Source organism: Leisingera sp. ANG-Vp (assembly GCF_000813725.1).
Lineage (GTDB): Bacteria > Pseudomonadota > Alphaproteobacteria > Rhodobacterales > Rhodobacteraceae > Leisingera.
In genome coordinates, this window is the sequence record NZ_JWLD01000065.1 from 34,562 (window position 1) to 49,558 (window position 14,997).

Sequence of the window (14,997 nt, forward strand, 5' to 3'; positions counted from 1 at the left end):
AAAAAGGGGCCGTGAATAACACAGGGAGAAGACCATGAAGAAACTGACCAAACTGCTGGCTGCCACCGCGCTGACCGCGGCTGCCGCCCTGCCCGCCGCTGCCGAGGTCTGGGACATGCCGATGGCCTATTCGGCGTCCAACTTCCACTCGGCCACCGGTGCAGAGTTTGCCGAATGCGTGACCACCGGCACCGGCGGCGAGATCGAGATCAAGACCCACCCTTCGGGCTCGCTGTTCAAGGGCGCCGACATCAAGCGCGCGATCCAGACCGGCCAGGCGCCGATCGGCGAGCGGCTGCTGTCCGGCCACCAGAACGAAAATGCGCTGTTCGGCTTTGACTCGATCCCGTTCCTGGCGACCTCGTTCGATGACAGCGACAAGCTGTGGAAAGCGGCCAAGCCGGCGCTGGAAAAACTGCTCGCCGAGCAGAACCTGACCCTGCTTTATGCCGTGCCGTGGCCGCCGCAGGGCCTCTACTTCAAAAACGAGGTGACTTCCGTTGCCGAGATGAAGGGCATCAAGTTCCGCTCCTACAACAACGCCACCTCGCGCCTGGCAGAGCTGACCGGCATGCTGCCGGTGACCATTGAGGCGGCAGAGATCAGCCAGGCCTTTGCCACCGGCGTTGCGGACTCGATGGTCTCTTCCGGCTCCACCGGCTATGACCGCAAGGTCTGGGAAAGCCTGAACTATTTCTACGAAGTGGATGCCTGGCTGCCGCGCAACTACGTAATGGTGAACTCCGACGTCTGGAACGGCACCTCGGATGCCAATAAGAACGTGATCCAGGGCTGCGCCAAGCTGGCGGAATATGCAGGCAACTGGCGTGCCAAGGAATACACAGGGTTCACTCTGCAAGGCCTGCGCGACGGCGGCATGACCGTGGGTCCGGCCTCTGAACAGATGACAAATGAGCTGAAGGAAATCGGCGTCACCATGACCAACGAATGGCTGGAAGCCGCCGGTGACGAAGGCAAGGCCATCGTCGACGCCTTCCACGCCGATTAATCACCTTGAATGATACGGGCGGCGCGGCAAGTGCCGCCCGTATTCTCATAAAAAATAAGCCGATGGGGATGATATGACTGTGCTCAGGGGGCTGCGCTCCGGACTGGATTTTCTCTACCTTGCGGCGGGGGTGCTGGCCGCCCTCTGCCTGATTGCAATTCTGGGGCTGATCGTGGTCCAGATGCTGGCCCGCTGGACCGGCGAGGTCTTCCCCGGCGCGCCGGATTATGCAGGCTACGCAATGGCCGCGGCCTCCTTCCTGGCCTTCGCCAACGCGCTGAACCGCGGCAGCCATATCCGGGTGTCGATCCTGCTGAATGCCGTGCCTGAACGCTTCCGCAGGGTGCTGGAGATCTGGTGTTTCGGCATCGGCACCGCGGTGATGTGGTACTTCTGCTATTACGCCTACCGCTTCGTCTACTGGAGCTGGAAGTTCCATGACGTGAGCCAGGGACAGGACCGCACCCCTCTGTGGCTGCCGCAAAGCACCATGCTGATCGGCGCAGTCATTCTGGCCATCGCCCTCACCGACCATCTGATCCATGTGATATTCCGCGGCGATCACCGCATCACCCAGGATCTGGCTGACCAGAGCCACGCGGAGTAAGCCTCATGGAAAACATATCCGTCATCATTCTGTTTCTCTTCGTGCTGTTCACCCTTCTCGGCACCGGCGTCTGGGTCGGCCTTGCGCTGATGGGCGTGGCCTGGGTCGGCATGGAGCTGTTCACCACCCGTCCCGTCGGCGACGTGATGCTGACGACCATCTGGTCGGCATCGTCGAGCTGGACCCTGACGGCACTGCCGATGTTCATCTGGATGGGCGAGATCCTCTACCGGACCCGATTATCCGAGGACATGTTCAAGGGCCTCTCCCCCTGGATGGCACCCCTGCCCGGCGGGCTGGTGCATACCAATATCGTCGGCTGCACGGTGTTTGCCGCGGTCTCCGGCTCCTCTGCCGCAACCCTGACCACCGTCGGCAAGATGTCGATCCCCGAGCTGCGCAAGCGCAATTACCCGGAGCGCATGGTGATCGGCACCCTGACCGGTGCGGCGACGCTGGGCCTGATGATCCCGCCATCGCTGACGCTGATCGTTTATGGCGTCACCATCAATGAATCGATCACCAAGCTGTTCTTTGCCGGCATCCTGCCCGGCCTGGTGCTGGCGGCAATGTTCATGGGCTACGTGGCGATCTACTCCAAGATCGGCAAGGACTGGAACCCGGATCAGGAAAGCAAACTGACTTTCGCCCAGAAGATCCACAACTCCCGCTTCCTGGCGCCGGTGATTGCGCTGATCGTGGTGGTGATCGGGTCGATGTACCTGGGCTTTGCCACCGCGACCGAAGCGGCAGCCTTTGGCGTCATCGGCTCGCTGCTGCTGGCGCTGGGTCAGGGCTCGCTGAACTGGAAGACCTTCACTGAAAGCCTGATGGGTGCCACCCGCACCAGCGCGATGATCGCGCTCATTCTGGCGGGTGCGGCCTTCCTGTCGCTGTCGATGGGCTTCACCGGCCTGCCGCGCGGGCTGGCCGACCTGATTGCCGGCTGGGAGCTCACGCGCCTGGAACTCCTGATGGTGCTGCTGGTGTTCTACATCATTCTGGGCTGCTTCCTGGATGGCATCTCCTCAGTTGTGCTGACCATGGCCGTGGTGGAGCCGATGATCCGCCAGGCCGGCATCGACCTCATCTGGTTTGGCATCTTCATCGTGGTGGTTGTGGAAATGGCGCAGATCACCCCGCCGATCGGCTTCAATCTGTTTGTGATGCAAGGCATGACCCACCACGAGATGAGCTATATCGCCCGTGCCGCGATCCCGATGTTCCTGATCATGGTGCTGATGGTGTTTGTGCTGATTGCCTTCCCGGAGCTGGCGACCTACCTGCCCAACAACCTCAGGCCGGGACCGGTCTAGACAGATGATGCGCGCGCTCGCCTTTGCCGCCCGGCACGGGCGGGCCGCTTTGGTCCTGGGGCTGCTGGCCGGGCTCTTGCTGCCCGGCCTTGCCGCCTCCCTCCAGCCCTGGCTGCCGGAAATGGTGGCCGGGCTTTTGTTTTTGAACGCCTACCGGATCGGTTTCCGCAAGGCGGCAGGCGGGCTGGCCGATGGTATCGGCACCCTCAAGGCCATTGCCCTGTTGCAGGTCGCACTGCCGCTGCTGGCGCTGGGAATTGCTGCGCTGTTCGGCGTCGCGCAGACGCCAGCCGCCGTGGCGCTGATCCTGATGCTGAGCGCCCCTTCCGTGACCGGCAGCCCCAACATCACTGCGCTGATGGGCCACGCACCGGAGCCGGCCTTCCGCTTGCTGATCCTCGGCACCGCGTTAATGCCCCTGACAGTTGTTCCGGTGTTCCTGCTGGCGCCCAGCCTCGGCGATCTTGCGGATGTGCTGCGTGCTGCAGGACGGCTGATCGGAGTGATTGGCCTCACCGTTGCAGCTGCCTTCCTGCTTCGGCGGCTCACCCTGCCCCGCCTGAGCGATGCGCAGGGCAAGGCGATCGACGGGCTGACCGTGATTGCCCTGGCAGTGATTGTGGTTGGGCTGATGGCCGCCCTGGGGCCGGCCCTGCACGCAGATCCGCTGCTGGTGCTGCAATGGCTCGGCTTTGCCCTGGCTGCCAACCTCGGACTGCAAGTGCTGACCTTTGCCGTGTTGCGCCGCCGCGCGGGCAGTGGCGCGGTGCCGGTCTCCGTTGTGGCCGGCAACCGGAACTTCGCTCTCTTCCTGATCGCCCTGCCCGCAGCCACCACCGATCCGCTGCTGATCTTTCTCGGCTGTTATCAGATCCCGATGTATCTGACGGCCATCCTGATGCAGCGCTTTTACGGACGCCCCGTGCAGCCGGCCTGAGTACGGCAGCCGGAGTCAGGACAGAAACGTCACTCCCGGCATATGCCGGATCAAGTTGGTGTCGTGCTGGTAAATCTCGGTCATCTCATCGACCAGGTCCTGTGACCAGCCAGGCAGATCGATTTCCTCTTCCACCGCCTCTTCCGAGTGGAAATAACTCAGGAACAGCCCGCGCACCCGTTCTCTCTGATCCTCTGACAGGCCCGGCCGGCCGGCCAGGTATGCTTCCAGCCGCTCGTGGCCTGAGTCGGACATGATGCCGCGGCTGATGTCCAATTCACCGCTGAACCGGAAGCCGTTGCCCAGCCCTGTGATCTGGGCCAGGATGCTGGGCCAGATCACCGGTGTCTCCTCGTTGCACCAGACAGTCAGGGAACACCCCGGATTGCTATGAAGGATATCCTCCACGACATGCGACCATCGCAGGCTCAGGAAATCTGTGCCTGCGGCGAATTGGGTCCAGCTCTTGCTCGACTGGGACTTGAAAACCGGCCCGATCAGCGTTGCCGGATTGCGCAGCCCCAGAAAGAACCCGCAAGGGTTTCCGGGGAAAAGGTTGCGCAGCGCAGCCGCGTTTTTTCCCGCATTGCGGAACAGCTGCCCCTTGCTCAGCATCCAGCCCGGCACGCCCATAAAGCCGGAATTGGTCAGAATGATCCGGGACACCGGGTTTCCTTTGACCAGACCCGCCAGCAGCGCCTCGCGCTCCTCATCCGTCACGAACTCCTGCTCCTGCTTGCGGAGCAGCTGGTTGACCGCCTTCAAATACGTTCCGGGGCGGCGGATCATCACGCCGCGATCCAGCAGGCGCTGCACATCTTTGCGCAGCGACCACGTCAGCTGGCCGTTGTCGGTGTTTGGCGCCCCAAGATGCAAGGCAAGGGTAATGTCCCGTTTGCTGCCGTCTGCCTGGTTCATCTAATCGTCCGGCCTCTTTTCCGTCTTAGTACCGCGGCCTGCGCGCGCCGCGCGCGCCCGGTTCACAGCCGCTCCTTCATGCGGCGGAAGAACCGGTCGTCCCGCTGCCGCAAAATATAGCTGCAGACCTGTTTCGCAAGGCGCGGATGGCCGCGGTCCAGGGCCAGATTGGCCAGTTCCCTTTGAAACCGGGGAAAACCATGCCGCCTGCGCAGCAGCTGGTGGAACCGGTTCGGTGCCAGCTCGCCAGCGATGGCGCCGCGGGCAATCTCCTGCAGCACCCCCATCTGCTGCAACGACGAGCCCAGCCTGTGGCCCAGCAGCGGACAGCGCCAAAGGGTCACGTTCGGACCAGTGAAACGGGCTGCATGGGCGGCATCCGGCGCCACATAAGGGTCATACATGATATGCACGTCGCCCGCGTCCTGGCTGGCCAGCGCGGCGTCGCCGAAGGGGCCGGAAAAATCTCTGTCCCAAACCTTTTTATAGCGCATCTCCCAGGGCACCAGGGTCTTGTCGAGCGTCGACTGCGGGCTGATCGCAAAGACCGTTGATCCCGGCGCCGCCGCGGCAAAGGCCGCCGCGGCGTAACCGCCCATCGAGGCCCCGTAGAAGACCACCCGCTTGAACTGCGCAAAAAAGCCGCTGTCACGCAGTGCCTCGAACCTGGCCGTCACCTCCGGGTGGCGGAACCAGGTCCAGCCATTGGCCATCACCCCGAGCATCGACCAGCCCTGAGCCTCGATAAAGCTGAAGCCCCAGGGCCGCCGGTCGTCCCGCTTGGTCATGGCAATGTCGAGATTGTCGAAGGTCACCACCAGCGTATCGCCGCGCGGCATGAACAGGAAAGAATGCTCCTCCAGCTCGTCAAAGAAACCTTCCTTGCCGGCCAGCTTGCTTGCGATCCTAGACCATTCTCCCGAAGGCTGCAGCTCCTCCTGCGGCTCAACCGACAGCACGGCCAGCCCGTTGGCGTCCGCCCCGGGTTTTGCCAGCGTGTTGCAGCTGCCATAAGACTTGAGGAACGGGTAGCTGCCCGAGCCTTTGCGGATTTCAATCACCAGGCGGCTGAGCGGATGCAGGGCCTGGTCCAGCACCAACTTGAAATTCTGGATTTTGTTGCGGGCACCAAAACTGTTCAGTGCCAGGATCACGTCGTAGCTGCCGATGCCGGCCTGCGTTTCAACTACCCGGACCGCGTCCCTGTCCACACCGCCGCGCTCCAGCCGGGCGCGCCATGCCTGCAGCTGCTGGGCATCGGGTGCCACCGGCTGCCCCTTGCGGTTCAAACTGACGAAATCGATGCTGCAGCCATAGCGCTGGTGCAGCAGAATGGACAGCTCAGGCGCCTGGCCGTTGACATCGGCAAGGGTGCGGACGTCGTCCACATCCAGCACCGGAACAACCGGCTTGAAATCAAAATTTTCACTCAGCATGCCTTGTCAACTGCCCTTCAGGAATGCGCCGGCGCCGGACCTGGGCAGCATGGACCGCCCGCTGGCCTCATCCCCTTTTCCTTGGCTTATCCAAAAAGAGTTAAGGATCCTGTTACCAGCCCTCTGCGCTGCGCCAGTCACGCTTCCTGCCCGGCGCGGGTCAGAACGGTGGAATACTTGCCGTGCTTGGCCAGCACTTCAACGGTGCCAAAGCGTTTCATGGCCGGGATGCCGCCCGAGCCCTTGCGGATGTCCAGGACAATGCCGCCGCCCTGGCTGATCTGATTGCCAAACAACTCCTGGTAAGTGTCCACCGGATAATGAAACCCGCAGGAGGCCAGGCTGACGACCAGATCGAAACGGCCCAGCGCCGCGGTGTCTTCGGTCCTGGGATTTACGGTCGTGATCATTTCGGCAGGCACGCCGTTCTGCTCCAGAAAGGCACGGGCGGTTTCCAGGCTGGTATAACCTGCGCCCTCGCCCTGGAAGCCGAAATGGCGGCCTTCGCTTTCTTCGATATCGATCAGCACAATGCTGCAGCCGTATCGGCGGTGCAGCAGCAGGCTGGCAAAGGCGTAGCCGCAACCGATATCAGCGGCCCGCTTGGGGGCAATGGTGTCCGTTGATTGCAAAAAGAAATCGCATTCCCGGCCCGCAACCCGGATTGACTCATGCAGGATATGCTCGCGCTGCGCCCGGGCATCTTTCAGCAGCGGTTCAGCATCGCCGTCCATCCAATCCTTGATGACCTGATCCGAGCTTGCCAGCTCCGAGCGCTGCAGCAGGATATTGGCGACGTCCTGATCGCTGAACATGGAAAAATCCAGTGTGGCCGGATCAATCTGCGGCAGCGTTTCCGGCTCCGGCGCGGGCTGCAGCAAGTGCCGGGTCTTTTCCGGATCGATTCCGTGCTTGGCCAGCAGCTCATGCACATAGCAGCCTTCGGCCGGCACACCGCCGTATTTCGCGGCGATATTGCGGAAGCGGCGGCCCCAGAAATGGATCGACAGCGTATCACTGCGGATATGGCCGCGGGCCTGGTTCGGACGATTGGGGTTGAGCACAACCCCCGCCCGTTTGAACGGCACCGGATAAATCACATGGCCGGGACGGGAGTTGGAGACTTCGCCGGTTTCCTGCAGGAACCAGGTCAGCGCATCCGGCCCCCAGACACCCCAGGGCAGCAGGGAAACATGCACCCCCTCGCCGCGGTCTTTCAGCGTTTGCAGCTCTGCTTGCTTTTCTGCGCTGTACCATGGCGGAATGGGATATTCATCGCTGGTGAACTGCAGCATCGCTTTCAGCGTCTTAGAGGTTTTGGGCAGCCGCAGCACCCCGTTGTTGACCATCGGCTTGTTGTCCGAGATCCAGCCGTGAAAATGCTTGCCCTTGATGTCCCAGGGCTGGCAGCAATAAGCGTCCGTATCGGCCCAGACATAATCAGTCTGACGCAGCATATGCAGGCGGAAGACATCCGCGTGATACGCCGGGCTGCCGGTCTTGGCGTGGCGGATGATGCGCTCGGACGGCAGGATATCATTGGCATCCGCCACCCGCACCCCGTCGGGCACGCCTTTGACCTCGTCATAGGTGAACAGGATCATTTCGTGGCCGTTGTCCACAAAGGACTTCAGACAGAGCTGCTCAAGCCAGCTGAGCTCCGCGCCCACCCAAAGCGACGCGATGGCCGGAAGTGCCATGATTTCTGCCCCTCAATACCTGTCTGCGCAGCGATTTTGCTGCAGTTTTTGTTAACGAATTTTAACCCGCTGCCCGGATTCCTGTCAATGTGCGCTGGGTCCAGCAGTCAATGCGTGGTCTCACCGCGCTCCACCGTGAACCAGAAGTCGCTGCCCGGCTCGTTCTCGGCAATTTCATCGGGGATCACCTCAGGACCGCTGAGAAAGACATTGGCGCCGAAATGCGCGTGCATCCGCGACAGCTTGCACAGTTTACTGCCGGTCAGCTCGCGGAACAGGCCGATCATGTCGTCCCGCTCTTTCAGCTCCTCGATTTTCTCGCGGTGCTTGCGGCAGGAGTAGTCATGGGCGGCCGCAATATCCGGATCTGCCAGCAGCCGCGCCATTTCCGCCTCCAGCGCCGGAATCATCCGCTGGATCGAGCGCTCCTCTTCGGCGTTGTTGTTCATCCGGAACCAGTAGGACAGCCCCTGATCGCGGTCCACGTGGTTCACCCGCCCTCGGTCGCGCTTGACCAGAAAGCTCTCGGCGCTGCGCACGGCATAGTGATTAAGCTGCACCAGGTCATATCCATAGGTGCTCATGGATGAGCGCCAGCCGTTGCGGAACATCTCGCGGGGCATGTCCTTGCCAGAGCCGTTGACCCAGCGGATGTCTTCCCACAATTGCGGCTTCAGCCCCTTGGGCCGGTGCACGCCCAGCTTCTTGAAGATGCCTGTGTTGCGGAACAGCGTCTTGAACCCCCAGGCCTGGTGCGGCTTGCGGGTCACCTCAAAGGCGCATCGGGTGAATTCGCGCAAAATCAGGTCGCCGGTGAAGTCGCGCACATCATTGTTGCCGAACAGCCGCCAGGTCATAGAGATCATGTTGGCCTCGCCCATGGCCTCGAACAGATCCGGCAATCGGCCTTCGCCGCATTTGATGTTGATGAACTCATCGACATCCATGCAGATCAGCCAGTCGGCCCCGGTGATCACCGGCTCATCTTCCGCCGCCTGCAGCGCCGCGTGCTGCGGCTTCAGGTCGGTGCCCCGGAACGGGTTCTCACGGTGCTGCACGATGCCTTTCTCCTGCAGCATCTGCAGCATAGTGTCGGTTCCATCACTGCAATCGTTGGTGTAGACAAGGAAATCATCCACCCCGATCGCCCGGTGATAGGCCAGCCACTCCAGAATGAACGGCCCTTCGTTTTTCATCGTGGTAACGATGGTAGTCCTGGGCGTGCCGCCGCTGCGGCGGATTGCCTGCTCCTCAGGAATACGCACCGGCTTTGCCTGGAAGTACCCCGTGGCCAGCTCCAGCAATTCAGGCGTTTCCACCAGGCTGGTCTTCGGCACGATCTTGGAGACGGTATCCGCCGGATGACGCAGCGCCATGCAACGGTAGAACCGGCAATCATCAGCCGGGTCCGGCTCAGCCCCCACCACCCGGATCAGCCGCCATATGCAGCTGTCCTTGGCCTGTGCCGGCGCCAGGCACCAGCGAGGCCGGAGGCCGGCGGCATCAAACTGGGTGCAGATATGATCGCCGAAAGAGGCCTCATCGCCATTGCGTACCCGCCAGGGATAGGCTTGCACCCCGCCAAGCCGGATGCAGCCGCTTGGCGCCCGCACAGCCCGGTCAAAAACGTTTGGCCCCTCGCCCGGCGCCAGCAGGTCAAACAGATCGATATTGGCCACCGCGCGGGCGCGGCCCAGGAACCGGGCGCGCAGAATTTCGTAGATCAGGAACTCGCCCAGAGGCGCCTGCCAGGGATCAGCCGGCGGGATCTCCATCCGGTCCTTACCCGGCGCCCCCGGCACGTTGTAAGGATGCGCCTCCTCCGGCAGCCCCTCCTTGCCCAGCGGCAGCTTGGCGTGAACCACCACCAGCCGCTCCAGCCCTTCAATCCCCTCAGCGAGCTCCCGCAGAAACTGGGTATAACGGCGGCTGTCCTGCGGCTGGGCCCGGTCAAAGATAACGGCGCCCTGCATGCCATGATGCTCAATATGAAACCGGAGCCAGGCAGCCGTGACCTCAGGCGTTTCGCCGTTGCGGACAGCAGCCAGTACGTTGAGCCCTTCGAAGAGCTCGGTCTCGGCAGGCGACAAGGCAGCCGTATAGCGTTCACCGTGAACCGACACAGTCAGGCCGCGGCCCGCCTCATCGATCTCTGCCTCCAGAACAGGCGCGCCGCCGTAATTCTGCAGCACAGTCTTGCCCGCATGAGAAGGTGCCGCAATCGCCTCCCGCGGAGTTCCCGATTTGAAGAACAGCCGGGCAGACGCCCCTTTCGGGCCGCTCAGCGCAACCGCGTCCAGCAGCACTTCTCCAGCCAGGGTCAAAGCGCTGAGCTCGCGTTCAAGGATCTTGCCGGTACGGCTCCCGGAGGCTGGATTGTTTGGCATGCTGCTGCGTCACATTTGGTGTCATTGGCCCCTGCCGCAATGCATCAGGGGCAGATCACTTATAGCTGCCCTGCGGAATGCCCGGAACCGGGAAGCCTCCTTTCCGCCGCCAAAGCCCCCAGCAGCTGATATTCCCGCAACAGCCCTGCAGGCGGCACCCGGCCGGTTTTGCCTGTGATTTGCAGGGACTGAACGCCTATCCGGGTGTTTCCGGGATCCACCCTGCTAAAGACGCCTTCGGCTGTTCTGCCCGCGGCGTAATGGAAATCTTGTCTTTGCCCCCTAAAAATGGGCCACTATTTTGGCCGAGAAGGGGGGACTGGATATGGCTCGGAAGCGATATTCGGACGAAGACATTCTGAAGCTGCTGCGTGAGATTGAACTGAAGCACGCGCATCAGCTGCTCTGCCAGACCGACCTGCCGATGATGGAGGTCTGTGTGGCAAGCGGCTTTGCCTCCAAGTCCAACTTTGCGCATTGGTACCGCCAGCAGTACAGGCAAATGCCAACCCAGGCCCGCAAGCTGTGCTTTACCGGGGCGGCAGGCTGAACCGCCCCGGCAGGTTGTCAGGCCAACAAGGCACGGCCTCTTTGCAGGAAACCCTGGTATTCCTTCTCGGGCACCATGCTGCCGCCAGTGGCCCACATCACGTGGGTGCCCTGCCCCAGCCGGCCTTCCAGCCCGTGCCGCGCCAGATACCCCTGCCCTTCCGCTGTCGACAGCAGCATCTGCGGCCCGCCCAGGCAGGCCGCCGCTGACGGCTCCAGCTGCAGCCCGGCATGGTCCTGCGCCAGCGCCAGCCAGCGGAACAGGTCGTCGTCGGCAACCGTATAAATCCCGCTCAGCAGCGGCTGCATGACCTGCGCCACAAACTGGCTCACCTCGGCGACCGCCATGCCGTCAGCTTCGGTCCTGTTGGTTAGACCCACATCGTAGACGTTGACCACCTTCTCCAGCCCCGAGGCCAGCTGCACCAGCGCGCAAGGAGATTGGGCAGGTTCTACAAAGAAGCAATGAGCGTGGTCGCCAAACACCTGCTTCAGCCCATAGGCCACCCCGCCCGGCGCACCGCCGATCCCGCAAGGCAGGTAAAGAAACAACGGGTGTTCTGCGTCTACCTTTATGTCCCGCTCTGCCAATTGATCGCGCAGCTCTTCCGCAGCGGCGGAATAGCCGAAGAACAGCAGCTCCGAGCGTTCGTCATCAACGAAGTAAATCGTTGGATCGGCCTCTGCCTGCTGACGCGCCGAAGCCACCGCAGTTCCGTAATCCGCCTGGTGCTGCACCACCTCAACCTCATTGTGGCGCAGGCGTTTCACCTTCCAGGGCTTGGCATCCGCCGACATATGCACCACCGCGCGGAAACCCAGTGCCCGGGCAGCGATGCCGACACTCAGGCCCAGGTTGCCGGTTGATCCCACTGCCACCGTATAGCTGCCGAAACGCTCCCGCACGGCCCCGGACGCCAGCGCTTCCGGCGCCGCTTCCGAGGCAACCAATCCCAGCTTCCGCGCCAGCGACAGCCCATGCAGGAAGACCTCGTAAACACCGCCGCGTGCCTTGACTGAGCCTGCCACCGGCAGCGCGTGGTCGCCCTTCACAAAAAACCGGCCCTTGTCTTGTCCCATGGCCGCGGCCAGATCCGCCACCTCGATCAGCTCGGAGGCAATCACCCCACCGCTTTGTTCCAGCTCTGCAAAACAAAGCTGCAACAGCGGCGCCAGCGCACGCCAGTTGGCTTCTGCTTCCGCCACCTGCTCTGGCCGCACCGGCACCTGGGCCGCGGCAACGGGGCCCAACCCCGGGTTGATCCACATCAGCGATCCCAGCGCCTGCAGGCGGCGCAGCAGGAGTTCATCCATGTCTTGTTCCTTCTTGCTTGCGGGCAGCATGCCCGGTTCTTGCTTCCTCTCCACCCCGAAAAGCGCGGGCAAGCAAAGTGTTTGCGGCATGAAGAAGCCCCGCCGCGAAATGTAGCGCGGCGGGGCCTGGGCAGCAGGCTGTGGCCAGCCTGCTGGGGAGAACGCGAGGGTCAGCCGCGGTAGACCGGGAAAGCGGCGCAAAGCTCTGCCACTTGCGCGGCATAGCGCGCCACGGCGGCATCCGTATCCCCGGCCGCCTCTGCTTCCACCAGATCCGCGATCATGTCCCCCAGCGCCTCGAACTCCGCTTCCTTCAGGCCGCGGGTGGTGGCAGCTCCTGCACCCAGCCGCAGGCCGACCCATTCCGGCGGACGCGGGCTGTCGTTCGGGATGGCATTTTTATTGGCGGTAATATTGGCTTGTTCCAGCACCGCCTCGGCGCGCTTGCCAGTGATGCCTTTGGGGCTGAGGTCGACCAGCACCAGGTGGGTGTCGGTGCCGCCGGAAACGATCCGCAGGCCGCGCTTCTGCAGGGTTGCTGCCAGGGTGGCCGCGTTGGCTTTCACCTGGGCGGCATAGGCCTTGAATTCATCCGTCAGCGCTTCGCCCAGGCAAACCGCCTTGGCCGCCAGCACCTGGCTGTGGATTGAGCCCTGGACGCCCGGGAACACCGCCGACTGCAGCTTCTTGAACCACTCCTCATTGTTGGTGAGGATCAGCCCGCCGCGGGGGCCCCGCAGGGTCTTGGTGGTGGTGCAGGTGACGATATCCGCATGCGGGAAGGGCGAAGGATGTTCACCCGCGGCAACAAGGCCAGCAATGTGGGCCATGTCGACGTGGAACCAGGCACCTACCTTCCTGGCAATCGCTCCCAAGCGCTCAAAATCAATCGCCCGCGGATAGGCTGAGCCGCCGGTGATGATCAGCTTGGGCTGGATCTCTTCAGCTTGGCGTTCCAGTGCGTCATAGTCGATCACTTCGCTGTCTGCATCGACACCATAGTGGTGCGGCTCAAACCAGCGGCCCGAGAGATTGGCTTTCAGCCCGTGGCTTAGATGGCCACCCGCCGCCAGATCCAGCGAGAGCACTTTATCGCCCGGCTTCAGCAGCAGAAAGAACACCGCCAGGTTGGCCTGCGAGCCGGAATGCGGCTGCACATTGGCGTAATCGCAGCCGAACAGCTGCTTGGCGCGGGTGATGGCAGCCTCTTCCACCACATCGACAAAGCGCCCGCCGCCGTGGAAGCGGTTGCCCGGGTAGCCTTCCAGAGTCTTGTTGGTCATCTCGTGGCCCAGCGCGTCCAGCACCGCGCGGCTGACGATGTTTTCCGAGGCGATCAGCTCGATCTGGTCCTGCTGGCGCGACTTCTCGCCTGCCAGGGCTTCCGCCACCAGCGGGTCGGCTGCGGCGACGGTTTGGGTGAAATGCTGCGACATGAGGGCTCCTCCGCATCACAAATGGAACTGCCCCAAGGATGCGTGTTGGAGCCTGTTCACAGCAAATCAGTATTGCTATTATTTTCGCGTAGAAAAACTAAGGCTCAGATCATGGCAATTGCCCCCGTCCGCCCCAAAGGCCCGCATCTGAACGCGCTGCGCGCCTTCGAGGCCGCCGCCCGGCTGGGCAGTTTCACCGCCGCCGCCGATGAGTTGTCAGTCACCCCCGGCGCGGTAACCCAGCACATCAAATCGCTGGAAGCCTGGGCCGAAGCGCCGCTATTTGTCCGCAACGCCCGCGGCGTGGTTCTGACGCCGCTTGCCGAAGAGCTGCTGCCTGGTTTCACAACAGCCTTTGACCAGCTTGGCCTAGCGGTGCAGGCGCTGCGCACCAAGGCGGCGCCGGGCAAGATCAAGGTGGCGGCGCTGCCCTCGATTGCCCAACTGTGGCTGCCACCGCGGCTGAGGCAGCTGCGCCGGGCGGCGCCGGAGATCGCGGTATCGGTGGTGGCAATGGAAACCGCACCGAACCTGACCCGTGAACCCTTTGACTTGACCCTGTTCTACAGCGCCAGTCCATTGCGCAGCGACGAGACCGAAGTCGTGAGGGACAGGATCTTTCCGGTCTGCGCACCAGAGATCGCCGCCCGCCTCAGCGCGCTGGCCGATCTGAACAATGAGACACTGTTGCATGACGGCGCCTGGGCCAAGGACTGGGACATGTGGCTCAGCGCCCAGCCAGATGCCGATCGTATCGCCCGCGGCGGCACAGTGCATTCGCTGTTTTCGGTGGCCCTGGAAGAAGCCCGCCACGGCGGCGGCGTGCTGATCGCGCATGAGGCGCTGGTGCAGCCGCTGCTGGACAGCGGCGAGCTCGTACGGCCCTTTTCCGCCAGCCTAGAGCTGCCCGCCAGGATGGTCGCAAGAACAGCCTCGGCCTTTGCACATTCCCCCCTGTTCAGCCAGGTTCAGGCCCTTTTGCTACACGGCGCTTCCGGCTGAACCCGCCGCCCGGATCGACGGTGTACGCGGATTTCCCCACGCAACTAAAGGCCAGCGCTGATAGCGGGTAATCTGTGCCTTTAGATTTCTAGACCATGCCGCCGCCGCTGGCGCCGGGTTAGGCCGCATGAAAACCCGATTGCACCACCGTTGCGTTACCGAATGGAAAACAAAATCATAGACCGGAGAATGAGGCGCAAGATGGCCGAACCAGCCAATTTTGAATTTTCGATGCCCCCGGCTTGATCCTGGTTTTCCTATGCAAGCCAGCAGGCAGCGATGGGGTGTCCCCCTCATCGCTGACCTAGTGTCCTCCAGTTCGGGGTCAGCACAAAAACTGGGAAAGACTCGCTAACGAAAAAACATCTGGAGTGCCCCATCTGAAT

Annotated in this window: 12 protein-coding genes; 6 read left to right on the forward strand and 6 right to left on the reverse strand. The window is 62.6% G+C overall.

Going from position 1 to position 14,997, the window contains the following annotated elements; translation table 11 throughout:
* Positions 1–34 precede the first annotated feature (34 nt).
* From RA20_RS19285 to RA20_RS19300, 4 genes are all read left to right on the forward strand, one after another.
* Entirely contained in the window at positions 35–1,009 is a 975-nt protein-coding gene (locus RA20_RS19285; protein ID WP_039132508.1) for a TRAP transporter substrate-binding protein, read from the forward strand.
* 73 nt (positions 1,010–1,082) lie between these two features.
* On the forward strand, positions 1,083–1,616 hold the full coding sequence (locus RA20_RS19290) for a TRAP transporter small permease (protein ID WP_039132510.1): 534 nt from the start codon (positions 1,083–1,085) through the stop codon (positions 1,614–1,616).
* A gap of 5 nt (positions 1,617–1,621) precedes the next feature.
* Entirely contained in the window at positions 1,622–2,932 is a 1,311-nt protein-coding gene (locus RA20_RS19295; RefSeq protein WP_039132512.1) for a TRAP transporter large permease, read from the forward strand.
* Between the two features lie 4 nt (positions 2,933–2,936).
* Complete coding sequence (locus tag RA20_RS19300; protein ID WP_039132514.1) at positions 2,937–3,869, forward strand: hypothetical protein; 933 nt, start codon at positions 2,937–2,939, stop codon at positions 3,867–3,869.
* Between the two features lie 15 nt (positions 3,870–3,884).
* Here the strand turns inward: RA20_RS19300 and RA20_RS19305 are convergent, their stop codons facing one another.
* From RA20_RS19305 to RA20_RS19320, 4 genes are all read right to left on the reverse strand, one after another.
* Entirely contained in the window at positions 3,885–4,787 is a 903-nt protein-coding gene (locus RA20_RS19305) for a hypothetical protein (protein WP_039132515.1), read from the reverse strand.
* A gap of 62 nt (positions 4,788–4,849) precedes the next feature.
* Positions 4,850–6,223 (reverse strand): hypothetical protein, encoded by a 1,374-nt coding sequence (locus RA20_RS19310; protein ID WP_039132517.1) that lies wholly within the window; start codon positions 6,221–6,223, stop codon positions 4,850–4,852.
* A 137-nt stretch (positions 6,224–6,360) separates the two neighbouring features.
* A complete protein-coding gene (locus RA20_RS19315; protein ID WP_039132519.1) occupies positions 6,361–7,923 on the reverse strand; it encodes a methyltransferase in 1,563 nt (520 codons plus the stop codon).
* A gap of 107 nt (positions 7,924–8,030) precedes the next feature.
* On the reverse strand, positions 8,031–10,310 hold the full coding sequence (locus tag RA20_RS19320) for a glycosyltransferase family 2 protein (RefSeq protein ID WP_052249087.1): 2,280 nt from the start codon (positions 10,308–10,310) through the stop codon (positions 8,031–8,033).
* Positions 10,311–10,635: 325 nt separating this feature from the next.
* Between RA20_RS19320 and RA20_RS19325 the strand changes: the two genes are divergently transcribed.
* The gene (locus RA20_RS19325) at positions 10,636–10,860 is read left to right on the forward strand and encodes a helix-turn-helix domain-containing protein (RefSeq protein ID WP_152618565.1); all 225 of its coding nucleotides are present in this window, start codon (positions 10,636–10,638) and stop codon (positions 10,858–10,860) included.
* Between the two features lie 17 nt (positions 10,861–10,877).
* Here RA20_RS19325 and RA20_RS19330 read toward each other — a convergent pair whose 3' ends face one another.
* Positions 10,878–12,173 carry a D-serine ammonia-lyase gene (locus RA20_RS19330; protein WP_052249089.1) on the reverse strand — a complete coding sequence of 432 codons (1,296 nt, stop codon included), beginning with the start codon at positions 12,171–12,173 and terminating at the stop codon, positions 10,878–10,880.
* A 170-nt stretch (positions 12,174–12,343) separates the two neighbouring features.
* A complete protein-coding gene (locus tag RA20_RS19335) occupies positions 12,344–13,609 on the reverse strand; it encodes a serine hydroxymethyltransferase (protein ID WP_039132523.1) in 1,266 nt (421 codons plus the stop codon).
* 111 nt (positions 13,610–13,720) lie between these two features.
* Between RA20_RS19335 and RA20_RS19340 the strand changes: the two genes are divergently transcribed.
* Complete coding sequence (locus RA20_RS19340; protein ID WP_039132525.1) at positions 13,721–14,611, forward strand: LysR family transcriptional regulator; 891 nt, start codon at positions 13,721–13,723, stop codon at positions 14,609–14,611.
* Positions 14,612–14,997: the final 386 nt, after the last annotated feature.

Coding starts and splice junctions, on each gene's coding strand:
- RA20_RS19300 (WP_039132514.1), top strand. CDS start 2,937: ATGATGCGCGCGCTCGCCTTTGCCGCCCGGCACGGGCGGGCCGCTTTG.
- RA20_RS19310 (WP_039132517.1), bottom strand. CDS start 6,223: ATGCTGAGTGAAAATTTTGATTTCAAGCCGGTTGTTCCGGTGCTGGAT.
- RA20_RS19305 (WP_039132515.1), bottom strand. CDS start 4,787: ATGAACCAGGCAGACGGCAGCAAACGGGACATTACCCTTGCCTTGCAT.
- RA20_RS19335 (WP_039132523.1), bottom strand. CDS start 13,609: ATGTCGCAGCATTTCACCCAAACCGTCGCCGCAGCCGACCCGCTGGTG.
- RA20_RS19295 (WP_039132512.1), top strand. CDS start 1,622: ATGGAAAACATATCCGTCATCATTCTGTTTCTCTTCGTGCTGTTCACC.
- RA20_RS19340 (WP_039132525.1), top strand. CDS start 13,721: ATGGCAATTGCCCCCGTCCGCCCCAAAGGCCCGCATCTGAACGCGCTG.
- RA20_RS19290 (WP_039132510.1), top strand. CDS start 1,083: ATGACTGTGCTCAGGGGGCTGCGCTCCGGACTGGATTTTCTCTACCTT.
- RA20_RS19325 (WP_152618565.1), top strand. CDS start 10,636: ATGGCTCGGAAGCGATATTCGGACGAAGACATTCTGAAGCTGCTGCGT.
- RA20_RS19285 (WP_039132508.1), top strand. CDS start 35: ATGAAGAAACTGACCAAACTGCTGGCTGCCACCGCGCTGACCGCGGCT.
- RA20_RS19320 (WP_052249087.1), bottom strand. CDS start 10,310: ATGCCAAACAATCCAGCCTCCGGGAGCCGTACCGGCAAGATCCTTGAA.
- RA20_RS19315 (WP_039132519.1), bottom strand. CDS start 7,923: ATGGCACTTCCGGCCATCGCGTCGCTTTGGGTGGGCGCGGAGCTCAGC.
- RA20_RS19330 (WP_052249089.1), bottom strand. CDS start 12,173: ATGGATGAACTCCTGCTGCGCCGCCTGCAGGCGCTGGGATCGCTGATG.